Source organism: Paenibacillus sp. M-152, assembly GCF_003856555.1.
In the GTDB taxonomy this organism is placed as follows: domain Bacteria; phylum Bacillota; class Bacilli; order Paenibacillales; family Paenibacillaceae; genus Paenibacillus; species Paenibacillus polymyxa_C.
The window spans coordinates 3,182,920-3,208,149 of the sequence record NZ_CP034141.1; the positions used below are offsets into that span (position 1 = coordinate 3,182,920).

The window sequence follows — 25,230 nt, forward strand, 5'->3', positions numbered from 1 at the left end:
TCAGTTCTTTTCTGTTTTCTTCAGCTCAGCTGGTACAGGTTTAGCGCCAAATATTGTTTTTTCTTTTTTGGTAGACTCGTTAGCGTATTTCCCAAGGCTTATACTTAAAACTCTCGCCAATTTCTTATCCATTTTCGCTCACCTCCTTTCCATAAAGGAAGAATACTGAATGCTTGTATAACTATAGATAAACATATTATGTGAGATTGTACAAAAAAATTTAATATGCAAACCAAAATACATATCGTTTTATTATACTTGTGATATTTGGTCTTATTAATATAGATAAAATGATTGGGAGCATATACTACAAACACTAATAATGAACAAGCGTTAATTATCAAAATTGTTGATAAACCTAAAGAAACAAAAGGTATAGTTACACATATGGCCGTTGTAAAACAGACACAAAGGGTAAGGTTGCTGAAGTGTACCCCACCTGAAAATCTCCTTACAAACATGATCGTAGCCAGAGCTAGTAATGCCCCCCAAAAATGTCCTGTTATCCAGGCTATAACTGCGACCATTAGTACTGCCGAAATTTCGGTAATTTTTATACCAATCGCATACTCCATCACTTCTACACTTGTAGGTCCATCAGGATCAGCTTTCTTTATTTCTGATGCGATGTGCCTCGATAGCGTTTCTAGCATCCTCGTAATCTCCTTTCTCTGAAAAGAAGTACGAAATTCCAAAAGTTAGCAATGAGATGGAAAGTAGTCCTATCGTATTGGAGTTATAGAGCATATACAAAGTAACAAGAATAGTGACAAATGATATTAGGGAGCCTATGATGAACATTTTATTAAGGGGTGATAGGTAATTTTCACCTTTCAAAAAATCATGTGGGGGCTGAATGATAAATGAGAAACCAAAGTTGTATTTCCCCATGACAAAAGAAATAAAGTACGCAGTAAAAATAGAAGCTAACTGTATAACGTAAATGGAAGAACCAGAAGTATTATTAATAATATCAGGTTGTGCTACTCCGAAAAAATTTGCAAATATATATACAAATAGCTGTAGGTTAATGTAAGCTGTTAGACCAGAACCAGCAGAAAATGCTGCAAGATATGTTTTGATCCCTAAACCAAATCTTAAAAAGAGAACCATTAACAAATACTGAAGCGGAAAATCAAATTTAGGCATGCCTATAACTTCTCTCATGAGAAAGGAAAAGAAAGCTATGCCAATTGCATAGAAAAGTATTTTTCTTCGATTTTCCCACACCGGAAGCATATAAAGCTTCAAGACCAAAGTAACTGCCGCTAAAGCATCGAAAAAACCAAGTAAAATATATAAAAAAGCAGATAACACAGTTACATCATCCTCCTATTTCGCCTGATGTAATTGTATATTTTACTAATAGATGTGGCAATGAAATAATCTAGTAAACTGTCATTTTTTGTATAAATATGAGGTAAAATTTTCTTTCTATGGCTTTCTTCTTCAAACTCGACACCCATTCGTGCTAACAAAAAAATCCCCCCCAAGTAAGCGACGTTGCTTTTGCTAATGTATTATGTTGGTTTTTTTTCGATATCAAGGTTATAATCTACTTAATTTGGGGTGGAGGGATTATAGTGGCTTTAAGTGACAATTTTAAAAAATTACGTATAAAATATCATTTGACTCAACAAGAGCTTGCTGAGATCGCTGGGGTTACCAATAAAGCAATTTCAGCTTGGGAGAGCGGACTTTCTGAACCACGAATGGGTGCTATAGAAAAGATAGCTCGTCATCTCCATATCAAAAAAAGCAACATCATCGAAGACGATGGCATTGAGCACATAAGCTCTGATCAGGTGTAGGTCAAAGTAGACGGTAATAAAATCGAAGTGAGAGCATCCGTTCAATTCACTGTAGGTTATATCAAACAACAAAAAAGGAACTGTGCAACAGCTCCACAGTTCCGCAAACAACTTTAGAAGAATATAAAACATTACCATTATCGTCGACTTCGTCGGCTGATTTTACCTGAGCCGCTGCGTGTTTTAGGCTTACTATACGATTTGCGCGGCGAATCAAATATGCTGGAACCGCCGCTGCTGCCTCGGTCACGTGAAATCGAGCCTCTGCTCGGTGAACTGCTGGAGCCTCTATCGAATAGACTCCCGCTTGATCCAACGCTGGAATCCGAATTTTTCCCTCTACGGGTAACTGAGCCTTTTCGCTCCACCGTTATCGGCGGGATCGCTTTTTTCTCCTGTGCTGTTGGAGCACGATATTGCCCTTGTGAAGGTCGGTATACATCTCTGCTCGAATAACCTCGATAGGAGCCAGACCCCCGCAACGAATCGAACAGAGCATCCAGCACAGTTGCAGTTAAGTATCCTTTTAGAAAGCTGGAACTGTAATTTTGCTCGACATACTTTTTACTATCAATTTCAATGAGTGTGTCTTCCTTCTTAGCTGGATCCTGCTGCAAATGGTACCACTCATCACTATATACCAGAAACATCCGCTCATTGCTCTGAGGTGACATTTGTTCCGGTGTACGCTGTTCTTTCAATTCCTCCGCTACTTCGGGAACCGTTTTGCCTGCCGCCCGATACACGTACGAGGTCGAGTTTCCGCTACCACTAACGGATTCCAGCGGATACGTATCTTTCACCTTTGGCGCGCCGCAGCCGCTTAACACGGATACGAACAAGCTCAGCGCCACAATGACCTTTAATGCATATTGCCAGGTGCGTTTGCTCATGTGTAACCCTCTCCTAGCTTGCCCGAATAACCTTGACGTCTCCGGTAATCACTTCTTCTCCTTCATAAAGCATAAAGCGACCGTCCTGCCATTCTACCCGCAATAGATGGTAATCATCAGACTGGTACTGCCAAACATGTTGCTCTCCACCCTGCCGGAAAGGAGCACGGCCCATAACGGTAACATGCCCAAAATACTGTTCTTCCAAATGATACGTTATATCATCCAGCTCTAAAATGGTCGGTACTTCCTCCGGGTTGTCTAGTCTGCCATCGATGGCCTGATAAAGCCCGAATTGCAGTGTTTCCCGTTCCTCAATATGAAGATAACTCACTTGATTACCATCCTGAAGCGTCAAAACAACGGCATTCCGAGCACGATTATGTACACGACCTACCACTTCATAGGTGACAAGCGACACCTCACAAATATCCCCTGGATTTAAGTGAAGCATGCTTTTTTCCGCTTTCGGCGGTTCAGGCTTAGCAAATAGATTTGAAATTCGTTTCCATACACTCATGGTTATATTTCCTCCTTACTTTGCCTAGAAGCATGCTGTAATGATCAAGGCACCAACCAAATGCAGCGCTCCCGAAAACAGACCGAAACCAATTTTACCTTCCTGGGTACCTTTATCCAGATCAAACTGTGCCCAATATCTCAACAGCAGACGCACAATCACTTCCAAAACAAGCAGGATAATAAAGGCAATCACAGAATACACAAGCGCTTCAAGCAAATTATTAGCGGTAGCAATTGAACCTGATAAAATATATCCTTGTGCAATCAGCTTCATAATCATCCGTACCGTTACGGCCATATTTCCGGCTTTTACTTCGGCAAAATCCTTATACTTTGTAAATAAAGAATCGACATACATTAATACGAACAGCAAAATAGCACCCGCGCCCGTCCATACCAGCATCGCTTTCATCGTTTCTAAAAAATGCATTTGCTACCATCCCTCCACATCTTCTTGACTACATATATTGATTTACGCCCCCAGGCAGGGAAAAGCGAAGGAGAAAACGTTTCTCCTTCGCTTACTGAGCCCTCACACTAGCGGCAATGCTTAAAAGTTCTTATTTGTTTTCGTATTGTTTCAGCAAAGCAGCAAGTTCATCGTCCACAGCACTTTTCTTATCCAGCTCTTTGAACTCTTCATCCAGCGATTTTTCCTTGGAAGCCATTTCGTTGCTCGCTTCAGCACGTGCTTCTGCTTGCAGCATTTTTTCCTCCATACGCTTCAATCCAGCAGTTGCCGTATCCGAGCTAAAACCGTTCATAGCTTTGTTAATTTCAGTTTGCGCTTTAGCTGCGTTATAACGGGCAACCAGTGTCTCGCGCTTGTTTTTCATTTCAGTCAGCTGTCTACGCATTTCATCCAGCTTACCACGCAGGTTGTCAGCTGCAGCTTTGTTTTGCTCATAACCAGCTTGGAACTCGTTCATTTTTTGTTCGGCAGATTTCTTTTCTTCCAGCGCACGACGAGCAAGATCCACATTTTGTGCTTTTGCAGCCGTATGAGCCTGTTCTTCGCGTTTTTTCACCAAAGCTGCCTGTTCTTCGTATTGCTGTTTGAATCTCTTTTCAATAGCAATTTGAGCGGCTACCGCTTTCTCTGCGTCTTCCAGATCCTCTTGCATATCACGAATGTATTGATCCGTCATTTTAACTGGATCTTCTGCCTTGTCGATAATGGCGTTAATGTTAGACATCGTAAGATCTCTTAATCGTTTGAAAATAGACATGTGAAGTTCCTCCTAGAATTGAATGCTTAAATTTTAAGCTCTGTACACATGTTTACGCAAGCTTTGCAAAGAGGTTTCAAAAATATCTAAAAACCGCGTAGATAAGGCTCTGGGATATCTGCCTGTACTTTTAGCGCCCGTGAAGCATGCAGCGCCCAATAGGGATCACGCAGCATGGCACGCCCTATGGCTACCAGATCAGCTTCATTTTGCTGAACGACTCGGCGGGCATCCTCATAATCATCCAATAAGCCGACAGCAATGACAGGCACATTCAATTTTTCACGGATGGTATGAGCCAAATCGACCTGGTAACCAGCACGCGCAGACGGGCCTCCGCTGGAGCCTATCGGACCCTCACCACCAGAAGAAATATGGAAAATGTCCACACCTGCATCACGATATCGTTCCCCTATGGCTGCTATGTATTCAACATCATATCCGTCTTGGACATATTCTTTGGCAGATATCCGCATTAGCACAGGCATATCAGCAGGAAGTACCTCTTTAACAGCACGGATCACCTCAACACCAAACAGTGACAAATCCTGCCCATACTCATCTTCTCTGGTATTGGTTAAAGGGGAATGAAATTGATGGATCAGATAGCCGTGAGCACCATGAATCTCTACCGTGTCAAAACCCGCTTCTACCGCCCGGCGAGCCCCCTCTTTGTAGGCCTGAACCAGTTCCTTGACTTCTGCTCTCGTCAAAGTGTGCGGATCTTTAAAGCGTTCACTAAAGGGGATCGAGGACGGGCCTACAGGTGTCTCAGCATCCTCGGCCTTGCGTCCGGCATGGCCTAATTGAATGGCAATTTTGGCACCATACTTGTGGACTTCCTCTACAATTTTACGATATGCAGGAATATGTTCGTCACTCCAAATGCCCAAATCACGATCCGTAATGCGTCCATCCGGATGAACCGCTGTCATTTCCACAATTATGAGCCCAGTCCCTCCTACCGCGCGACTCACATAATGGACATAATGCCAATCCGTCGGTTTGCCGTCCTTGGCCTCCACGCTGTATTGGCACATTGGGGGCATGACAATCCGATTTTTTAATGAAAGCCCCTTTAATTGATAAGGAGTAAACAAGTCGGTCACTTTTATCCATCCTTCCCTCAATTCCAAGTATGTATCATAATGAATAGCATCCCCATTATACACCAGCTGTCACGGTATACCGAATCCTTTGTAAGGCTAAAACTTGCGAAAATGCTTCAGTTTTCGGTCATGTTTAAGAGAATATGTACGTTTACTTCGTCATCTTCACGGATACCCGCTTCATGATGTACTTCTCTTCAGCCGTGGAGGGCTTCACTCAATCACCAGCATAATTTTAATAGGACAGGTACATAATAGCTGAGAGCACCACTAGGTACCACTGCACGGAAAGGGGGAATACAAATGCGGTACAGGGGAGTGTTGCCATGTTTAGCACTGTTACTAGCATTTTCAAGTTTTCCCGTTCACGCGGACACGCCTCCCAACATCGGAACGCCCCATCCCAAGGAAGCTGCTGTCGCTACTTCGGTATATCAAAGTAAAGATCGAGCTACTCCAACATTAGCGATGCTACGAAAAAAGCATGCGGACATTTTTAAAATGTGCGGCCCGCACACCCGCCAAATTGCCTTAACCTTTGATGATGTGCCCGATTCAAGGTATACGCCGCAGGTTTTGGACGTATTACACGCAAATGGTATCAAAGCTACCTTTTTTATCGTCGGCCACCGTGCGGAAAAGCATCCGGGGATCATACGCCGCATCATCCGTGAGGGTCATGCTATAGGAAACCATTCCTATACTCATCCGGATTTCAGGAAGGCCACACCAGAACGTTTTCGCCACCAGATTACAAAAACAGAACGCATTTTAGAAGCCAGCATAGGTTTTCGGCCCAGATTGATACGACCACCCTATGGTGAAATCACGGAGCCTCAAATCCAGTGGGCACGTCGTCATGGGTACATGATCGTCAATTGGAATGTGGACTCTCTAGACTGGAAGGGATTAAGCAAAACACAAATTCAGCGCAACGTGATCCCGGCTACCGGACCTGGCTCCATTATTTTAATGCATGCAGGTGGAGGTCAAAGTTCCAACTTGCAAGGCACTGTCCAAGCTTTGCCGGGTCTAATCCACTCTCTAAAAGCTAAGGGCTACAAATTTGTCACTGTCCCCCGGCTACTTCACACATCGGAACGAAAATAACAGTACGTCTAAGCTTCAAATATACCAACAACGTAAAAAGGCTGCCTTAACGAGCAGAATGCTTCTGCTTGTAAGACAGCCTTTTTTAGCGATAAACGACCGGGCCTAATAAAAAGTCGTCCCAGTTATATGTTGTATGATAGATCAAGTTTACATAACTTATATTATGTTTAATCAAATCATACATAAGCACAATGCTATTTATCAATGACGTACAGTTTCACATTCTGGAAGCCGAAGTCGTTCACGAATGATTTATTGCCAGGGATAAAGATATCAATCCGCTTTCCGGTAATAGCACTGCCCTGATCACGGGCAACGGCCACAAAAGAATGGTCTGGCAATCCAGGATGGGAATAACCTGTAACTAACACCTTTGTTCCCATAGGAATGACTTTCGGGTCTACCGCAATTGTACCTAGCTTAAGCGGATTGCCGTAATAATCGACCGCACCCCATTTGCCATTTTCATCAGCTGCGGCAGAATATGCTGTAGCTTTAACATCAACTACTTTACTGTAATTGAATGTTTTGCCCCATGCTTCAATTGTTGGCTTCTCATTCGCTGGTGCTTTCTCTGTAAGAAGCTGTGGCTTCGAATCCGAAGCCGCCTTTACACTTTTTTCGTCTGGCACTTTAATTTGCAGACCTGCATATATGTTGTTGGACGCAATATCCGGGTTAGCCTTCGTCAACTCATCTACTGATACCCCATAACGTTGAGCAAGCAAAAAGAAGGTATCGCCTTCTTTGGCAGTGTGAAGCGAAGCAGCATCTGCTACTCCAGCTGTCTGTGCCAGCCCTGCAATAGCTGCAGCAAGCACCGCAAATTTCATAGTTTGTCCAATATGTTTTAAATGTTTCAAAGATATGTACCTCCTCTGTTATGCCTGCGAAGTTAGCTGTCGGATTCGGACTCAGGAGAAGCCCTATGCTTGTGCAATTCACCCCTAGGCATATTCCACAACATCTTATGATGCATTGGAATCATTGCCGTTGTTACGTCCCCCGCACTTCCCATGGTTTGACCCCAGCACCTGAGTATTTATTATCATTGCTGCTGCCCCGGTAAGTTTTGGCTTACTGCATAATATCACAATTTTGTAACCTTATCTGCATGAAAATGTTGGTAACCTAAAATATCATACTATACTCGTTACAATTTTGTCATCAAGAATTCGTTTTCTGTTACGAAAATATGGAGATATAGTGACAAAAAGAGAAAAGCCCTCCGTGAAACATCATCACGAGAGGGCTTTGTTAATATTTCATAAAAGCATTTTCTTACAGCACTTTAGCAAGAAAATCACGGGTACGGTCATGGCTTGGAGTACCGAATACTTGCTCAGGCGTACCTTGTTCTATAATTTGACCGTTGTCCATAAAGATGATTCGATCCCCTACCTCACGGGCAAAGCCCATTTCATGCGTCACGATCACCATCGTCATGCCGCCCTCAGCGAGCTTCTTCATCACGTCCAGAACCTCTCCAACCATTTCAGGGTCAAGGGCAGAAGTAGGCTCATCGAACAGCATTACGTGCGGCTGCATGGCCAAAGCACGTGCTATCGCAATACGTTGTTTTTGACCGCCAGATAACTGGTTCGGGTAGGTATTCTTCTTATCCTCAAGACCCACGGTCCGCAGGAGCTCCAGCGCAATTTTCTCCGCTTCTTTCCCCGACTGCTTTTTCACCTGCGTTGGTGCAAGCGTCAGATTCTGCAGTATTGTTTTATGCGGAAACAGATTAAAATGCTGGAAAACCATCCCCATCTTCTCCCGAGTCGCATTAATATTATGACCACGGGCCGTAATCGGCTCACCCTCAAACAAAATTTCCCCTTCTGTTGGCTGTTCCAACAGATTCATACAACGCAAAAACGTACTTTTTCCTGAACCACTCGGGCCGATAATGACGACTACTTCACCTTTGGCGATATCTATATCAATGCCTTTTAAAATTTCATTCTTACCGAATGATTTACGCAGTTGTTTAACGGTGATCACTGGCTCTCAACTTCCTTTCCCATAAACCCAACAACTTAGATAAGCTGAATGTCATTACAAAATAAATAGCGGCTGCGATTACGAACGGACTCAAGCCTTCGTAGGTAATATTCTTAATGACCTGGGCTTGATACATAATATCCACCATCCCAATGGTCGAAATAATAGATGATTCTTTAATGATCGTAATGAACTCATTACCAATAGCAGGCAATATAGATTTAAATGCTTGCGGTAAAATGACATGACGCATTGCTTTGCCTCGTCCCATCCCGAGCGAGCGGGCAGCTTCCATCTGTCCACGGTCTACGGCCTGAATACCCGCACGGAAAATTTCAGCCAAATATGCCGAGCTATTCAGAGACAATGTGATCACACCCGACTGGAGTGGGGTAAAATTGATACCCAGCGTCAAAGCAATTCCGTAGTGAATGATCATGAGCTGTACCAGCATAGGTGTACCGCGCAGGATCTCGACATATGTGGTACCTAACCACTCAATGATACGTATACCACTCATTCGCAGCAAGGATATGATCAGACCAATAATGAATCCAAACAATACTCCGAGTGCAGACAACAACAGAGTGTAGCCAATACCCGTAGCGTAAAGACTACGATATTTCATAAATATATCTACAATGCTATTCGAAGAAACCTGTCTGTCGGCAGACAGTGCACTCGCTTCTGTAGAAAACTTCTCAATTGCCCCCTCCGCTTTCAGGCGAGCCAACGTTTTATTTACAGAGACAAGCAATTCAGTATTTCCTTTACGGATACCTACGGCAGTTTCTGCACCTTCATCCTCAGGTACTGCCTTGGCAAGTGTTACGGTACCGTCTAGCGTGTATCCTTTAGCCACGGTATCTTCGATTACAACTGCGTTGACACGCTTTGTCCGAAGCTGGAGTACCAGATCGGATATTTTATCTAATGAGGTAACCGAAGCATTAGGCACTTTTTGTGCAATTTCTTCCTGAATACTCCCCTTCTGTGCACCGAGCTTCTCTCCTTTCAGAGTAGCCATCGTTGAATATTTGTCCTTATCCTCCGGGCGTACCATAATGACTTGTTTGGAGTGATAGTACACATCCGAAAAATCAATACTCTTTCTGCGCTCATCCGTCGGTGTCATACCGGACAGCACCAAGTCTACACGACCACTTTGCAGAGCAGGCAGCAAGGAATCAAAGCTCATGTCCTCTGGTATCATCTCTGCGTTCAGATCCTTGGCGATTTCCTTGGCAATCTCCACATCGAACCCAACAATGGTTTTCTTACCGTTAATGACTTTATAAAACTCATACGGCGGAAAGTCGGCACTCATGCCCACTACAAGTTTTTTCTGTGGTTTTGCTTCCGTTCCGTATGCATTGAGCATCGGAAGACCAGCCAACAGTAAGATAACCGCCGACAAAACCAGGGCGGTAAAACGATATGCCTTTTTCAATCTTTTTTTCTCTCCTTAAATTCTTTATAATAAATAAGATTGTGTCATTATAAATGAATATGCATGATTATGCAATGAATGTTATAGTACAATTTTAGTATATCTATCGCAGTACCTACATTACAGCTTATATAAAGGAGTTTTTAGCATGAATTTCAAACAGACCATTCAACACACCATTGAACAGCACGCCCAGCGGTTTAAGGACATTTCGTTATATATTGGCGCAAACCCTGAACTTGGAAACGAGGAATTCCTGGCCTCTGCCCGTTTAAAAGAAGAACTTGCTTTTCACGGATTTGAAGTTCAGGCACCCGTATTGGGTATAGAAACAGCCTTTATTGCTACTTACAAAGCAACAAAGCCTGGACCAATCATTGCTTTTCTGGCAGAATACGACGCTCTGAAAGGGCTAGGACACGCCTGTGGGCACCATTTGATATGTATGATGAGCACAGGCGCTGCCGTAGGTCTCAAATCGATTATCGACGAGACTGGTGGAGAAGTACGTGTATACGGCACACCTGCCGAAGAAACACGCGGTGCAAAGGTTCCGATGGCGGCGGCCGGGTTGTTTGATGATTGCGACATAGCTATGATGACACATCCCTTTGATCGCTACGAAAAATCAGGCAAATCGCTAGCGATTGATGCTGTGCAGTTCGAATTTTTTGGTCAATCCGCTCATGCTGCGGCCAGTCCGCATGAAGGGATTAATGCTTTGGACGCTGTGATTCAAACGTTTAACGGGATTAACGCATTTCGGCAACAGGTAAAAAGTACGGTACGTATCCATGGCATTATTAATCAGGGTGGGCAGGCTGCCAATATTATTCCTGATTACGCCTCAGCCCAATTTTACGTGAGAGCCGCGACACGCCAAGAGCTGAACCCGCTTACCCGCCGTGTTGTTCAAATTGCTGAAGGAGCTGCTTTACAAGCTGGGTGTCGTTTGGAAACTTCCAATTATGAGACTTCTTACGATGAAATGGTGACTAATCGTGTACTCTCCGACACCTTTACCGCAAATTTGGTGCAGGCTGGCATTGCGCAAGAAGATATTACGGAGGGTGAAGATCATGGCTCTATGGATATCGGAAATGTATCACTTCATTGCCCTGCGATCCACCCGTACATTCAAGTTATTGACGAGAAGCATGCCTTGCATACACCAGAATTCCGCGATTTAGCAATGCAGGACCGCGCAATGGAAGGAATGCTCTTGGCCGCGAGAACCTTGGCATGGACGGCTTGCGATGTAATCACAAATTCTGAGCTGCTGGCACAGATTAAAAAAGAATTCGCTCTACTGAATAGCAAAAGCTAAAATCGGAAATGCCGTCTTCTTTTAGAAAGGAGTGCCATTATGAATAGTATGACTAGCTTTTGGACGTTGTTTATTGTGGTTGGTCTCATCATTCTTTGGTTTATATTCCGTGCTATACACAGGAACCGTGGAAACAGAAGCACGCGCCGCCGGAATGCATTTTTCCTTAGCTCTCCGTCTCCTTCGTCACTCACGCAAGAGCGTCATCGAGAGATTACGGAGCTGAAGGAGCTGCTGGAGCGATCCATTCCAGCCTCCTATGCTCATAACGTAAAGCAACGTGTCATGGACGCCCATCCTAGCCTGACGGAGCAAGAATATAATTGGCGCTGGCATGAGCTAAAACGATACTTCATGCTATGCGCCATTATGAATCGGGTGCCTATGTTCAGCAGTGATGTAGATGAACTATGGCACGAAATGTTAATGTTTACGCGTGAATACCAGCAATTCTCCGAAGCTTTTTTTGGTCGTATGCTTCACCATGCACCCCATTCGGGCGGCTCTCAGCCGATGCCAGAGGAGCGGGCGTGGTTTGACTGGTTGTATGTGGAATGCTTTGGTTGGAATCGTTATAGTGCCAGTTTGTGGGGAACTTTTTTTAATCATCCGCTACCGAACGATGAGCTTTCACACTATTACAAACTGACAGCTTCGACGCAGCCAATAGGTGACCGATGGAATTCCCATGAAAATGTAGACATTTCACAGCAAGCACAACAAGCGGTTCATAAGATAATCCAACACCTCCATGAGCGGGTAAATAAAGCTGTAAATGATCCGGAGGGCAAGCAGCTACCTAAGGTCAACTATTTGCAGGTTGACTATCTGCTATTGGCTGCTGTGTGGTATTCATGGTATCAACCTGAACAATTTGCCATACACATGCACCCAGATTCTACAAACAGTGCCGCACTAGCCAGCTCATCCGGCTGTAGCTCCGCAAGCGGCTGCTCGAACTGGGATACACACCACTCGCACCATCATTCCTCCCATGACAGTTCTCATGGTGGAGGCTCTTCTCACCACGATTCAGGCGATTCCGGGAGCCATTCCTCGTGTAGCAGCGGCTCTTCGTGTGGAAGTAGCTGTGGTGGCGGGGGCGACTGACCAGCAACAAAAAAGGGAATTCCTCAGCCAAACCATGGCTAAAGGAGTTCCCTTTTTCATTAGCATAAATATGGTATTTATGTGCTGTTTAATCGGTCTTTGCTAGCGAACGGTAAATATCCATATACGCCTCGGCCGATACATCCCAACTGTACTCTCCTGCAAAGGCCGTCTGTGTAAGCTTGTTCCAATGCTCAGGTTGACGATAGTAATGAACAGCACGACGAATGGTATGCAGCATGTCATGTGCATTGTAGTTCGTGAAACTAAAACCGTTACCTTCACCTGTGGATTCATTGTAAGCCTGCACAGTATCGTTCAGCCCTCCAGTTTCTCGCACGATGGGGATACTTCCATAACGAAGCGCCAGCAGTTGACTAATCCCACAAGGCTCAAACCTCGATGGCATAAGATACATGTCACTTGCCGCATATATTTTTCGTGACAATGGTTCGCTAAAAGTAAGCTGCGCTGACATTTTCAGAGGATATCGTCCCGCTGCTTCCCGGAACCAGTGCTCAAAAGCAGGGTCCCCTGTTCCCAGTACGACAAACTGAATATCATCATAATACAAAATTTCGTCAAGCACTCTGGTTACCAGATCTAGCCCCTTCATATCCACAAGCCGGGTTACCATAGCAATCATAGGTACGTCCGGACGCACCGGCAAACCCAGCTCCTTTTGTAGAGCAATTTTATTTTCCTTTTTCTTTGCCAGACTTGTGCGGTATTTCGTATAAATACGATTGTCTGTGGCAGGATTGTAGCTTTGGGTGTCAATTCCATTCACAATCCCCGTTAAGCGTCCCTGCTGTCCTAATTTACGAAGTAGACCCTCCAGTCCGTATCCGTAAAATTCAGTTTGAATTTCCTCTGCATAGGTTGGACTCACGGTCGTGACATGATCCGAGTAAGTAAGCCCACCTTTCATAAAGTTCAGTCTGCCATAATACTCCACACCCTCGGGGGTAAAATAGCTTCCATCCAAGTTAAGCAGCTCCGTTAAGACCTCATATGGAAAATCACCCTGATACAACAGATTATGTATCGTAAACACCGTGCGAATATCGTTGTAAAAGGGCAAATGTCGATAATCGGCATTCAGAAGTAGCGGTACCATCGCCGTATGCCAGTCATGACAATGCACAATATCTGGCCGAAAATTCAGTTCAGGCAGCACTTCCAAAATCGCCCGGTTGAAGAAGGAGAAGCGTTCGCCATCATCCATATAACCGTAAATACCGTCACGACCGAAGTAATATTCATTATCTATAAAATAAACCCTGATCCCGTCCAACGTCAGCTCCTCTACTCCACAATATTGATCACGCCAGCCTACAGCTACATGCTTGACCGTTACCGGACGCAGAGACTTCTTATAGGTATCGGGAATACCCGCATATTTAGGTAAGATGATTCGGACGTCACACCCTGCCTGATGAAGTGCCTTTGGCAGTGCGCCAATAACATCAGCCAACCCACCTGTTTTAATAAATGGATGTGCTTCTGCTGCCGCAAACAAAATGTTCATATGTGCTTCCTCCTTATGTGGTCAATCTGCTTTTTTAGACCTACGTGGTGGTGTCTTCTTGAGTATAACGATGCTTAGGGGTGGAATAGTCACCTCCAAGCTGTGAAGCTGTCCGTGGTAAGGGATTTTGGAAGTACGTATCGCTCCGGAGTTTACCTGACCACTTCCCCCAAAGTCCTTATGATCGCTGTTCAGCAATTCCATATAGCTTCCTGCCTTTTGCAACCCAATTCGATAATTTTCTCTTTGCACAGGCTGAAAATTAATAAGGACAACCAGCGTATCCCCCGTTTTTTTGCCTTTACGTAAATACGTAATTACACTCTGCCCTCGGTCTTCAGCTTCAATCCATTGATAGCCGTCCCACGAATGGTCCAATTCCCATAATGCTTTCTCCTGAAGATATAAATGATTCAGTGCTTTCGAATATGCGTGCAAAGACCGATGACTGTCATAGTCTAGCAAAAACCAGTCAAGCTGATCCTCATCCTTCCATTCAATAAACTGACCAAATTCCCCTCCCATGAATAAGAGCTTTTTACCTGGTGAGGTCATTTGGTAGCCAAGGAGCGCCCGTAGTCCGGCAAATTTTTGTTCATAGGTGCCCGGCATTTTATCAAGCAGCGACTTCTTACCATGAACAACCTCATCATGGGACAATGGCAGTGTAAAATTTTCGCTGTATGCATAGGCTATGGGAAAGGTCAGCAAATTATGGCGCTCGGGTCGTTGATCAAACTCCGATTCCATATAATCAAGTGTATCGTTCATCCACCCCATATTCCATTTGTAATTAAAACCGAGCCCTCCATCGCTTACTGGGGAGGTCACCATCGGCCAAGCGCTGGACTCCTCTGCCATCATGAGTGCATATGGATAATAGCGGAATACCGTCTCATTCAGCTGTTGAAGGAAGGCGATAGCCTCCTCATTTTCAATCCCTCCCTTGGAATTGGGACAATATTGTCCTTCCTGCTTTTCAAAATCCAGCCGTAACATGCTCGTCACCGCATCCACACGCAGACCATCAATATGGTACACATCCATCCAGAACAATGCGTTGGAGATCAGAAAAGAACGTACTTCTGGCTTGCTATAATCGAACGTTAGGGTTCCCCAGCCGGGCTTTTCAGCAATTAGCGGGTCCGCGTATTCGAACAGTGGCGATCCGTCAAACCGTCTCAATCCATGAGCATCCTTGGCAAAATGAGCCGGAACCCAATCCATAATCACTCCAATTCCCGCCTGATGGCAACGATCCACTAAATACATAAAATCATGTGGTTCACCATAACGGCTTGTGAGTGCAAAATATCCTGTTAATTGGTAGCCCCAGGAAAGATCATACGGATGCTCACTCAGCGGCATCAGCTCAATATGTGTATATCCCATATCAGTTACATAAGGCACAAGAAGCTCAGCCATTTCCCTGTATGTATAAAACATACCATCTGCTTTTTGCTTCCAAGTGCCTAGATGAAGCTCGTATATATGTAGAGGTTTACCATAAGGTGCTCTACGTTTACGGCGCCAAGCTGCATCGTTCCAAACATAACCATCCAATGAAGATACCACTGAAGCCGTAGCCGGTCTCACTTCAGCACGTACGGCGTAAGGATCTGCTTTCAGAAATCGTTCACCATTTGGACCTGTAATGTCGTATTTGTAAAATGTTCCTTGGGATATCCTCGGAAAAAAACGACTCCAAAAACCGGATTTGGGAACCCTATATAAGGAATCCTGTTCCCCATTCCAGTTGTTGCGATCTGTAGCAAGCCCGACATGGAGAGCATGAGGAGCCCAGACCGTAAAACGAACGCCCTGTTCTCCGTTCTCCACAGTAAGGTGGGAACCCAAAGATCGGTAGCTGTGATAAAGCGTTCCTTCATGAAACAAATAAATATCTTCCGATGAGATAGTCTGTTGCGGAAGAGTTTGGTCTGTCATCACGTCACCACCCTTTTATGTTTGTAAGTAAAAATGTATGAATCGGTAATGCATTCGCTTTTGGGTCAAAGCTGACCTGAGTTATTACCCCATTCTAGCCACAATGAACAGAAAAATGACTAGGAAAAAAATAAACCTTAGTTTTTGGGGAATCTTATATACCTGATGGTTTCAAGAGTACCCCATACCGTTTATGTATGTACTACAACAGACAACTAAACCGGGAGGGAAACGAAATGTTTAATAAAGAATGCATTGCCATGCTGCTGGCAGGCGGAGAGGGACGCCGTCTTGCTCCCCTTACTTCAACGATTGCAAAACCCGCCGTACCTTTTGGCGGTCATTACCGGATCATCGATTTTCCTCTCAGTAATTGCGTAAATTCAAACATTGATACTGTAGGTGTACTGACGCAATATGAGGCAGAATCCTTGCACGAACATATTGGGGATGGAACTCCATGGGGCCTTACAAAAACGGATGACAAAGGAATTACCCTGCTTCCATCTTATAATACAGGTAACGCTGAATATTTAGGAACGGCAGATGCTATTCATAAGAATATCGAATATATTGACAGCCAAAATCCAGAACATGTGCTTATTTTATCCGGTGACCATATTTACTATATGAATTATGGCGAGATGCTGAACTACCATAAGGAAAAAGGAGCTGCGGCAACCATTTCTGTCATGGAGGTTCCTTGGGATGAAGCACACCGTTTTGGTGTTATGAGCGCCGATGAAGATCTGCGCGTCACTGAATTTGCAGAGAAGCCGGAGAAACCGGAAAGTAATTTAGCCTCTATGGGGATTTACCTTTTCAAATGGGATTACTTAAGAAATTATCTACTGGAAGACGCACAGGATCCTCAATCCAGTCATGATTTTGGCAAAGATATCATACCTAAAATGCTGGCAGACCAAGAATCACTATACGTTTATGAATTCCAGGGCTACTGGAAAGACGTAGGTACAGTTAAAAGCCTATGGGACTCCCACATGGACTTACTGCAAGAAAATTGCGCGATTGACCTTCAGCGTCAAGACTGGCCAATGTATACACGTGAACGCCGCACAAGGCTGAGCGCGCAAAAGGTGCCTGGTCGTAAAATGCAGTCATTGGACAGCCTCCTGCATGATTCCTGCCAAGTCGAAGGCCAAATTGAGCGCTCCGTAGTGTTTAGCGGCGTCGAGGTGGGAAAAGGCTCTTCCATCAAGGAAAGTATCGTTATGCCTGACACACGTATTGGGCGCAACGTGCATATTGAGCACGCAATTATCGGTGAAGGTGCTGTGATTCGTGATGGTGCTGTTATTAAAGGTAATCCGAGCGAAATTATGGTTATCGGACCCAATGAAACAGTATTTGGCAAAATGGCAGTACGGCCACAAACTACTCGTATGCTAAAAGAAGCCTATGAGCGTAACACACGCTTGCGTGCAGAAGGCTTTACTTCATAACTCTCCCCTAAATTTCAAACAGCCAGCCCTCCATTATGGTGAGGACTGGCTGTTTTTATGGTTACATCTTACATTTAACTTTAAATCTGCCCTTCCGAGAGTTGTGGTGGTTCCACCGATGGCTCTGCTTGCAGAGCAGGCAATGAAACCGTAATGGTGGTTCCAGCTCCCAATTCACTTCTAATGAGCATCTGCCCGTGATGACGCTCAACAAACTGTTGCGAGATTGCCAATCCCAGTCCAGTCCCCCCATTTTGGTGGTCTACCTGGAAAAAGCGATCTCTTACTCTGGCAAGATTTTCTTCACTAATCCCAATTCCTGTATCCTGTACCGATATCTCGATATTGCCCTTAACACGTTGAAGAGACAGATAAATAATCGAGCTCTCATGCGAAAATTTGATGGCATTATCTACAATGTTCAAAAACACCTGTTTCAGACGGTTACCGTCTCCATGAACAAGGTATGCCGTTTCCTCGGAATCCAGTTGGAGCTTAATCTGCTTCATTTCTGCCTTGGCCCATACATTCAGCATAATTTCCTGCAAAAGCTCTCGAAGATCAACTGTTCCCATCACGAGCTTCATGGCATTTTGTTCCAGTTTGGAAAAATCGAGAATTTCCTCCACCAAGCCAATCAGCCGGTCCGTTTCCTTAGAAATAATCTGCATTCCGATCTTGGTCTCTTCCGGGTCATATCCGCCAGAATTTAACGTTTCACTCCAGCCCTTAATGGAAGTAAGCGGAGTACGCAGCTCATGAGAAATGGAAGAAATAAAATCATCCTTGATTTGATTGGTTCTGACAATTTCCTGTGCCATGTAGTTCAACGTCGATGCCAGTTCACCCAGTTCATAGCGATAATCGCCTTTGATACGTGCATCAAATCGCCCCTGCGCCATCTGAGCAGATACATCGCGAATATTGTTAATCGGTCTGACAATGGAATTGGCAAGCCCTGTACTCACTACAAATACAATAATCAATACAGCTGCCATGATTCCCACCGAAAATAATGTAATGATGAATAACTTGTCATTTACTAATTCCAACGAAGTCGTATACCGGATTATATACACCTGATCCCCGACAATATTGTCCAGTTTCTGAGATACCGCCATCACCTGCTGTCCCGTGCCGGGTTGCTTTCCGATCCATTTGCCCGTATCTCCAGCTAAGGCTTGTGTCACATCACTGGTTTGCACACTTAGATCCGCAGCAAAATTTGTCGAGTTATCAATTACATTTCCCTGTTCATCAAGCAATTGTAATTCAGTGTTGGGCAGTGAAAATGTATCCAACAAATACGATTGTAATGATTGTTCCGGCTCCTTGAATTTGGATGCAAATTCACTTACCGATTGGATACGGTTCTCGATCTTTTTATAAATAGTGTCATAATAATATGACCGGAGTGCAAACATAAAAATGACTTCTACTAACAGAAGCGCCAAAAACACTACGAAAAAATAGTGAAGCACAATCTGTCGGCGGATCCCCTTTTTGATCATTGAGACTGACCTTTCCATTTATATCCATGTCCCCACACGGTTTGTAAAAAAGCTGGCTCGGATGGATTGTTTTCAATTTTCTGCCGCAGACGTCGGATATTCACATCTACAATTTTCGGATCACCCATATATTCCTTGCCCCATACGTGGTCGAGTAAAACATCTCGGCTAAGCGGCGTATTTTCTTTCTCCAGAAAAAACTGAATCAGGGAAAACTCTGTCGGTGTCAGCTCGATCAGCTGCCCGTTTTTCTTAAATTGCTTAGCTATCAAATCCAGCGTGAACGGACCGGACTGGAAGGACACCTTGGCTGCTGTTTCACGATGTACATTCACCCGACGCAATAACGATTGAATACGTGCAATCAGCTCTGTCGGGCTGAAAGGCTTGCTCACATGGTCATCAGCCCCTACAGACAAGGCATACACCTTATCCTGTTCCTGTACCTTGGCTGTCAGAAAGATAATGCCAATACGCTCATTCGTTTCCCGAATTCTCCGACAAACCTCAAAACCATCCATGCCCGGCACCATCACGTCAAGTAACGCAATATCGATATCCCGCACCGTGTTCAAAATATTCAGAGCCTCATGCCCCTCTGACGCCTCCAGCACCTCAAAACCGTTACGTTTCAAGTTAATAACGATAAAGCTACGGATCGATTCCTCGTCTTCCATGATTAAAACTTTACTCACTCTACTCTACCTGCCTTTCCCCCATCTTGTTTTTAATGGTTTTACGTGGTTCCAGCTCGCTGGATCGCTTAATACCAATTACCTGTGCATTCGTTCGCCACAGTTGGCTATAGCCTTCGTTGTTTCGCTCCCATTGTGATAACGAGAAAAATTTAATTTCCGCTATCGTTTTGTCTGTATCATCCAAAATAAACCGCAAATAGCTGTCCTTCCTTGAAACCTTCGGATCAATAGTTACCTTGCCATGCAGCTCTTTTGGCAGCCTGAAGTAGACCTGTTCATTAGAATCACGATACTGTTGCTGCTTGAAAATCGTCCCTTTGGCCCCATCCCACTGATAGAACGATACAAAATAAGGAACTTCATCCAGTGGCCTGTTGCTCCAGCCTTTAGGCTTCTCTAAATTTCCAAATTCAAGAATACCGTCACCATCCACATCACCACTAGCGATGGTAGCATCCTTGAAGGTGACATCCATAAGATTGAGCTTTCTGAGTTTGCCGTGATCCATCACGATAACATTGGAGACCGTAGTTGTCTCGGCAATCTTTGTATCAATAATGATCCCTTGCCTACCTTGGGCTACCTTACCAGCAACGACATTGTAGACACCCAGAGCCTGACTGTCCAAATCCAACGATCCAATTTCCTTAAAGGTCCCTCCACTGAATTGGAATGTTTTCACAGTGAAGAATTCATTACGACGGAGCAAGATAATGGTCAAGTCATTCAGATTATCCCCGTTCAAATCCATCTTCTTATGGTTAAAATCGTCTACAACGAAGTCCGTATAGCCCGTTGCATATATTTTTTCTAACGTTCCTCCAGTATATGAGTATACGATGAGGCCCTTCTGGTCCCCGTTCTCATTACTGTCTCCGCTCGAAAAACCTGCTACAATATCAAGCGTACCGTCATTTGTTAGATCCACTAGTTTAAATGATTCCAACACCGTGCCTTCCCCATCAAATGTAAGCTTCTTTACCCACGTCCCGCCCTGATCTTCAAACAAGGCACCATGTATCTTTACGCTCTCATCTGGTGTTTCATAAAAGAGCACTGCTTCGTCTATACCATCATTATTCAAATCTCCCGTCCGAATTGGCGTAGGATCATCTGGATCATTCGGCCTTAAAGGCTGTACCGCCCCTAATTGCGTATTCACTGCTCCATTCAGCTGTTGTTTCTCGTCAGACATCGTTGGTGTCTGCATCAGCGAAATTGGATCGCTAATCACATTACAGCCGCTTAAAAATCCAGCAAGAAGCAGCAAGGAACAGCAGCAAGCCACCATTTTCAACAGCATTTTTTTCACTTCTCTTGGCGTCCCCTTCACAATTTGTTCTTTTCTGCCTGTGTCAATCGTCTTCCCTGGATATCAAACACCAGTTTACCCTCATTCAGGCCCCAGATTCGGGAAGCAAAACGTTCAGCCATTTCCAGCGGCAGTACAGTAATGATTGTTACTCGCTCGCCAGAGCACAGCTTGCGAAAGGTTTCCAGTACATGCGCTGCTGAGGCAGGATCAAGTCCATTTACAGGCTCATCAGCTAAAATAACCTTAGCTCCGTGGACGAGAGCACGCGCTGTGGCTACCCGCTGCCGTTCGCCGCCGCTGAGCTTGTCGCATTTATCATGCGCCTTATCTAGCAGACCCATCTCCTCTAGAACGTCCATCGCTCCCATATAATCGTCGGAACGCACCATGCCAGTCACGATTCTCCACCAGGGTGTTTGACCCGATCTGCCAATGAGCACATTTTTAAGAGCGGTCCGATTCATATTAAGATGCGGATTTTGCTCCAGGTATGCCCACTCTCGCTTTATTTTCATCTTGCCCGTCCACCCGGATCTCAGTACATCATTGCCACCAACAATCAAACTGCCTTCTTCCCAAGGCTCTTGTAAAGCAAGACAGCGAAGAAGTGTCGTTTTACCACTTCCGCTTGGCCCCACTATAGCAATGAATTCACCCTCATGAATTTCAGCATCAATCCCTCGAAGCAACGGGGTACGTTCAGGCCCCACTTGCTTGGTCAGCTTCCGAATTTTAATCATCTATGATTCCCCTTTGTCCGCCATCAATACATGTTTATATTTTATAGTAATTGTGAAACAAATACCATGCAAACCGCAGTTTTATACCGCTGGTGCTCTTTTTCGGGAAAACAGACCTAACAATCCGAAAACAATATAACTACCTCCAAGGACTAGAAACATACTGCCTTGAGTTCCAATGTCCAACAACCCTCCGCTAATATTAGGTCCAATCACACTTCCCAGATTAAAATGAAAGGATGCCAGCACATTTGCAGCCGCCAAAAATGATTTGGGCAACAGGTCAGCTGCATAGGCCAAACCAAGTGAGAAAAAGGAGCCTACCAATCCACCTGCGATGGTCAGCAATACCAATGTGAACATAAAATGATTGCCACTCCATGGTAGTAACATAAAGGTCAACCCTCCTGCTATACCTACGCTCATTAGCACCTTTTTACGTCCCCAACGGTCACTTAATATACCTAAAGGCAGTTGCAACACTAAGCCTCCCAAACTGACGAAAGGCAGCAAGGCAGCAATTTCATCGGTATGGAAGCCAATACGCAGGCCATAGACTGGAAAATTACTGTTCAGGCTCGCTTCCATATAACCGTATAGAAATGCAGGCAACAGAGCGTACCATGCCCAGCTATAGCTGCGCCGGAATCTTTGTGCGGGACGCGCCTCAGTCTCCTGCTTCTCGGGTCTTGAGTCAGGCAGCTTGATTAACACTAACAGCAACACAAGCAAGCACAACAAAGCCAACGCAGCAAATGGAACCAGCATTCCATAATCAAGTAGCCACAATCCCAATGGGCCTAATGCAAAACCCAGACCATAAGACATACCATAAAAGGAAATGTTGCGGCCTCGATTCTCTGCTGGAGTTACCAGCAATATCCACAACTGCGCAGAATAATGCAACGCACTGTCACCAATACCTACTAGCAGGCGCAGTACGAACCAAACCCGAATATCAGGGATTAGCGGGAACAGCAGCAGCATGATCAGCACAAGCACAAGACCACCAGCCATCAGCTTTTTAAATCCCAGCCACCCCAAAGTCCGTTCAGCCACCAGTGTCATTGCGAATGAACCAATATACAGTGCAGCCGCGTTCATTCCGTTTAGCGAAGACGAAACCCCCATTTGTTCCAAAGAGATCGACAGAATGGGCAATAGTAAACCCTGACATAGTCCAGCAACAATAATAACTGCAATTAAGATAAAATAATGAACACGTAACGACGACGACATCCCAGCTCCTCCTGCTCGAACAAATAAATTATTAACATCATAAAATGAATGTTTAGAAATGATTTGCATTTGATACCATAATCAATAATAAATCTTATCACGATGTGTACCATGACTTTCTAAAAATCGATATATTACATATTAAGGTGTTTTTAGCATGTTAATTTTAGTGTATTAAAGAGAGAAATAAAAAAATCGCCATCTGAGATGACGATTTTACGGATAGAGCTAGTCTGGTATGTATCCGACTCCTCGGTTAAGAGCCTCGTATGTTCAATCCGACCAAGTTCACGTCACAACGCACTATTTCATATTATAGTGGACAATGCCTGGCAGAACAAGCCATAATAAATGAGTGGGCAATTTCAAAATGCTCATGTTTTGCTTATGGACGGGCTTTATTTACGTTCACCGCTCTGGGCTAGAAGACAGAATAGGAGGCATTTGATTCCATGAGTTATCAAATTAAAATAGACACTTCCCCAATTTATGAATTGCTCGGCAGCTTTATGGCCTATGTAACTAAAAAGTGGGTCCATGATATGGACTTGGGCCATGAATGGATCGACAAGGTGGATGCACGATTACAACAGGAAGTTCGTACTGAGCTAGCTACAGCTCAGGATTGCCCTTTTAGCGATTATGACGCACTCTATGCCTGGGCGTTGCTTCGACCAGAAACAGATGAAATATCCGACTATATTTCTTACTTGGATCACGGACCGGATAAGGATATGTTTGAGCTGCTTGTTCCGCATATTCCTTTTTTAACCTTTGAAGAATCTTTACGCATTCGTAAGGTATATGCACCGCTCCTCAGATTGTGGGATCGTGATTATTTTCGGGCCTTGGAAGGCGAACTGCGTGTATTGGCAGAAGAAGATGCTGCGGAAAAGCGCATGTTGTTAAGTAAAATGGAACCGGAAGCACTTGTTGAATATGCGACAGCTGGACTAGTCGTGCCACATATGGAAGACCTCGATACAGTAGTGCTGTTTCCGGTCGTTCATAATCGCCCAATTAATTCATACTGCTTTTACACCCGTACACTGCTAATCCAGTATCCGGTAGATATTCCCGAAGAGAGTGAGGAAGAACCGCCCACGCTTCTACTACGACTCACTCGTGCAGTCAATGATCCACAACGGCTGCGCATTTTGCGTTATGTAGCTCAAGGTCCTAAGTCTCTTGAAGACATGCGTCATGATTTGAGCCGATTGGAAGATACACTAATGTCTGATATGATGATTTTGCGTGTGGCTGGTTTGCTCCGCATACACATTGGACGCTATCACAAGGAAAAATTCAGCATCCGTCCCGACGGTGCGGCTGATTTGCAGGTATTTTTGGAATCCTATATTGGATTGTAATTTGAATCGCAACTTTAGTTATAAACTGAACACCGTTAAAGCTTTGGCTTGGAAGGAGTATGCATCATGTCGTATCCGAAACAGCACATTTTATTTGATCTTGATGACACTTTGGTCCACTGCAACAAGTATTTCGACCTTATTCTCAACCACTTTTTCGATTTGCTTCAGGAATGGTTTGCAGCTCATAACCTAACGAGAAATACAATCCGTGAAAAACAAATTGAAATTGATGTGGCTGGGGTTCATCAGGTGGGTTTTGCCAGCGAGCATTTTCCACAATCCCTAATAGATACGTACCAGTTTTTCTCTGAACAATTCGGACGCCGTACGGATTCTCGGGAAGAGCAGGAGCTTCGCTCGCTTGGCCGAAGTGTGTACGAGCAGGAAATTGAACCGTATCCAGGTATGGCCGAAACGTTAAATTCACTCCAAAAAGCAGGGCATTCCCTTCACCTTTATACGGGCGGTGAGCAGGTCATTCAAGAAAGAAAGATTGAGCAAATGAAGCTGGCTACTTACTTTGATGACCGTATCTATATTCGCCAGCATAAAAATGTCGAAGCACTGGAAGAAATCATCCAAATAAATCGGCTGGACCGAGGCATCACCTGGATGATCGGGAATTCTTTACGCACCGACGTATCTCCAGCCCTTGCGGCAGGTATTCACGCTGTGTATCTTAAGCAGCCTAAAGAATGGATTTACAATATGGTTGAATTGCAAAAAAACGTGAACTCTGTAATGTATACAATACAAAAGCTAACAGAAGTGCCACGGGTGATCCACGAAAGCATACAATTGCATCAACAAAAAAGGACCCTCGGATAGGGTCCTTTTTTCGTGTT

At 44.4% G+C, this 25,230-nt stretch carries 25 protein-coding genes and 1 riboswitch; of the genes, 7 read left to right on the top strand and 18 right to left on the bottom strand.

From position 1 onward, the window contains the following. Genes EGM68_RS26390 through EGM68_RS13755 form a run of 3 tightly spaced genes read right to left on the bottom strand, consistent with a single transcriptional unit; the run spans position 1 to position 1,317 of the window. Positions 1–132, bottom strand: a complete 132-nt coding sequence (locus tag EGM68_RS26390; RefSeq protein WP_013371424.1) for a hypothetical protein — start codon at positions 130–132, stop codon at positions 1–3. After that, entirely contained in the window at positions 105–653 is a 549-nt protein-coding gene (locus EGM68_RS13750; RefSeq protein WP_025674564.1) for an accessory gene regulator ArgB-like protein, read from the bottom strand. The genes EGM68_RS26390 and EGM68_RS13750 overlap by 28 nt, the downstream gene beginning before the upstream one ends. After that, a complete protein-coding gene (locus EGM68_RS13755; protein WP_040103619.1) occupies positions 604–1,317 on the bottom strand; it encodes a hypothetical protein in 714 nt (237 codons plus the stop codon). The genes EGM68_RS13750 and EGM68_RS13755 overlap by 50 nt, the downstream gene beginning before the upstream one ends. Positions 1,318–1,583: 266 nt before the next feature. Between EGM68_RS13755 and EGM68_RS13760 the strand changes: the two genes are divergently transcribed. Then, positions 1,584–1,811, top strand: coding sequence for a helix-turn-helix transcriptional regulator (locus EGM68_RS13760; protein ID WP_013371426.1), 228 nt, complete (start codon positions 1,584–1,586; stop codon positions 1,809–1,811). 137 nt (positions 1,812–1,948) lie between these two features. Here EGM68_RS13760 and EGM68_RS13765 read toward each other — a convergent pair whose 3' ends face one another. From EGM68_RS13765 to EGM68_RS13785, 5 genes are all read right to left on the bottom strand, one after another. Next, entirely contained in the window at positions 1,949–2,704 is a 756-nt protein-coding gene (locus EGM68_RS13765; protein ID WP_129549423.1) for a DUF4247 domain-containing protein, read from the bottom strand. Between the two features lie 13 nt (positions 2,705–2,717). Further along, positions 2,718–3,224 carry a DUF4178 domain-containing protein gene (locus EGM68_RS13770; RefSeq protein ID WP_043885983.1) on the bottom strand — a complete coding sequence of 169 codons (507 nt, stop codon included), beginning with the start codon at positions 3,222–3,224 and terminating at the stop codon, positions 2,718–2,720. A gap of 24 nt (positions 3,225–3,248) precedes the next feature. Continuing rightward, entirely contained in the window at positions 3,249–3,656 is a 408-nt protein-coding gene (locus EGM68_RS13775) for a DUF350 domain-containing protein (protein WP_013371429.1), read from the bottom strand. A gap of 130 nt (positions 3,657–3,786) precedes the next feature. Further along, the gene (locus EGM68_RS13780) at positions 3,787–4,455 is read right to left on the bottom strand and encodes a PspA/IM30 family protein (protein WP_013371430.1); all 669 of its coding nucleotides are present in this window, start codon (positions 4,453–4,455) and stop codon (positions 3,787–3,789) included. An 86-nt stretch (positions 4,456–4,541) separates the two neighbouring features. Continuing rightward, positions 4,542–5,564, bottom strand: a complete 1,023-nt coding sequence (locus EGM68_RS13785) for an NADH:flavin oxidoreductase/NADH oxidase (protein ID WP_040103616.1) — start codon at positions 5,562–5,564, stop codon at positions 4,542–4,544. Positions 5,565–5,867: 303 nt separating this feature from the next. On the opposite strand from EGM68_RS13785, the gene EGM68_RS13790 reads away from it, so the two are divergent. After that, positions 5,868–6,674 carry a polysaccharide deacetylase family protein gene (locus tag EGM68_RS13790; protein ID WP_129549424.1) on the top strand — a complete coding sequence of 269 codons (807 nt, stop codon included), beginning with the start codon at positions 5,868–5,870 and terminating at the stop codon, positions 6,672–6,674. A gap of 197 nt (positions 6,675–6,871) precedes the next feature. Here EGM68_RS13790 and EGM68_RS13795 read toward each other — a convergent pair whose 3' ends face one another. The 3 genes from EGM68_RS13795 to EGM68_RS13805 all read right to left on the bottom strand — a co-directional run bounded on the left by EGM68_RS13795 (position 6,872) and on the right by EGM68_RS13805 (position 10,131). Continuing rightward, the gene (locus tag EGM68_RS13795; protein ID WP_013371434.1) at positions 6,872–7,540 is read right to left on the bottom strand and encodes a 3D domain-containing protein; all 669 of its coding nucleotides are present in this window, start codon (positions 7,538–7,540) and stop codon (positions 6,872–6,874) included. Between the two features lie 6 nt (positions 7,541–7,546). Continuing rightward, a riboswitch (cyclic di-AMP (ydaO/yuaA leader) is annotated at positions 7,547–7,720 on the bottom strand. A 238-nt stretch (positions 7,721–7,958) separates the two neighbouring features. Further along, positions 7,959–8,681, bottom strand: a complete 723-nt coding sequence (locus EGM68_RS13800) for an amino acid ABC transporter ATP-binding protein (protein WP_013371435.1) — start codon at positions 8,679–8,681, stop codon at positions 7,959–7,961. Then, positions 8,668–10,131: an ABC transporter substrate-binding protein/permease gene (locus EGM68_RS13805; protein ID WP_129549425.1), complete on the bottom strand. Its 1,464-nt coding sequence runs from the start codon at positions 10,129–10,131 to the stop codon at positions 8,668–8,670. Before EGM68_RS13805 ends, EGM68_RS13800 begins: the two co-directional genes overlap by 14 nt. Positions 10,132–10,279: 148 nt before the next feature. Here EGM68_RS13805 and EGM68_RS13810 point away from each other — a divergent pair, with 148 nt between their 5' ends. Beyond that, positions 10,280–11,458 (top strand): M20 family metallopeptidase, encoded by a 1,179-nt coding sequence (locus tag EGM68_RS13810; protein ID WP_058712421.1) that lies wholly within the window; start codon positions 10,280–10,282, stop codon positions 11,456–11,458. A gap of 39 nt (positions 11,459–11,497) precedes the next feature. Next, positions 11,498–12,568, top strand: coding sequence for a glycine-rich domain-containing protein (locus tag EGM68_RS13815; protein WP_129549426.1), 1,071 nt, complete (start codon positions 11,498–11,500; stop codon positions 12,566–12,568). 88 nt (positions 12,569–12,656) lie between these two features. On the opposite strand, the gene glgA is transcribed toward EGM68_RS13815, so the two are convergent. Continuing rightward, positions 12,657–14,099, bottom strand: a complete 1,443-nt coding sequence (gene glgA, locus EGM68_RS13820) for a glycogen synthase GlgA (RefSeq protein WP_013371439.1) — start codon at positions 14,097–14,099, stop codon at positions 12,657–12,659. A gap of 21 nt (positions 14,100–14,120) precedes the next feature. Next, the gene (gene glgB / locus EGM68_RS13825) at positions 14,121–16,046 is read right to left on the bottom strand and encodes a 1,4-alpha-glucan branching protein GlgB (protein ID WP_058830877.1); all 1,926 of its coding nucleotides are present in this window, start codon (positions 16,044–16,046) and stop codon (positions 14,121–14,123) included. Between the two features lie 236 nt (positions 16,047–16,282). Between glgB and EGM68_RS13830 the strand changes: the two genes are divergently transcribed. Next, the gene (locus tag EGM68_RS13830) at positions 16,283–17,509 is read left to right on the top strand and encodes a glucose-1-phosphate adenylyltransferase (RefSeq protein WP_064964185.1); all 1,227 of its coding nucleotides are present in this window, start codon (positions 16,283–16,285) and stop codon (positions 17,507–17,509) included. A gap of 80 nt (positions 17,510–17,589) precedes the next feature. On the opposite strand, the gene EGM68_RS13835 is transcribed toward EGM68_RS13830, so the two are convergent. From EGM68_RS13835 to EGM68_RS13855, 5 genes are all read right to left on the bottom strand, one after another. After that, positions 17,590–19,020 carry a sensor histidine kinase gene (locus EGM68_RS13835; RefSeq protein WP_129550327.1) on the bottom strand — a complete coding sequence of 477 codons (1,431 nt, stop codon included), beginning with the start codon at positions 19,018–19,020 and terminating at the stop codon, positions 17,590–17,592. Continuing rightward, entirely contained in the window at positions 19,017–19,715 is a 699-nt protein-coding gene (locus tag EGM68_RS13840; protein ID WP_007432526.1) for a response regulator transcription factor, read from the bottom strand. Before EGM68_RS13840 ends, EGM68_RS13835 begins: the two co-directional genes overlap by 4 nt. A gap of 1 nt (position 19,716) precedes the next feature. Then, positions 19,717–21,051, bottom strand: coding sequence for a hypothetical protein (locus EGM68_RS13845; protein WP_129549427.1), 1,335 nt, complete (start codon positions 21,049–21,051; stop codon positions 19,717–19,719). Further along, positions 21,048–21,773 (bottom strand): phosphonate ABC transporter ATP-binding protein, encoded by a 726-nt coding sequence (locus tag EGM68_RS13850; protein WP_129549428.1) that lies wholly within the window; start codon positions 21,771–21,773, stop codon positions 21,048–21,050. The genes EGM68_RS13845 and EGM68_RS13850 overlap by 4 nt, the downstream gene beginning before the upstream one ends. Before the next feature lie 81 nt (positions 21,774–21,854). Then, positions 21,855–23,012 carry an MFS transporter gene (locus EGM68_RS13855; protein WP_090738954.1) on the bottom strand — a complete coding sequence of 386 codons (1,158 nt, stop codon included), beginning with the start codon at positions 23,010–23,012 and terminating at the stop codon, positions 21,855–21,857. Between the two features lie 452 nt (positions 23,013–23,464). Between EGM68_RS13855 and EGM68_RS13860 the strand changes: the two genes are divergently transcribed. Together EGM68_RS13860 and EGM68_RS13865 are read left to right on the top strand one after the other, a co-directional pair. Further along, positions 23,465–24,382 carry a hypothetical protein gene (locus tag EGM68_RS13860; RefSeq protein WP_040103606.1) on the top strand — a complete coding sequence of 306 codons (918 nt, stop codon included), beginning with the start codon at positions 23,465–23,467 and terminating at the stop codon, positions 24,380–24,382. A gap of 66 nt (positions 24,383–24,448) precedes the next feature. Further along, on the top strand, positions 24,449–25,213 hold the full coding sequence (locus tag EGM68_RS13865) for an HAD family hydrolase (protein ID WP_013371449.1): 765 nt from the start codon (positions 24,449–24,451) through the stop codon (positions 25,211–25,213). Positions 25,214–25,230 lie beyond the last annotated feature (17 nt).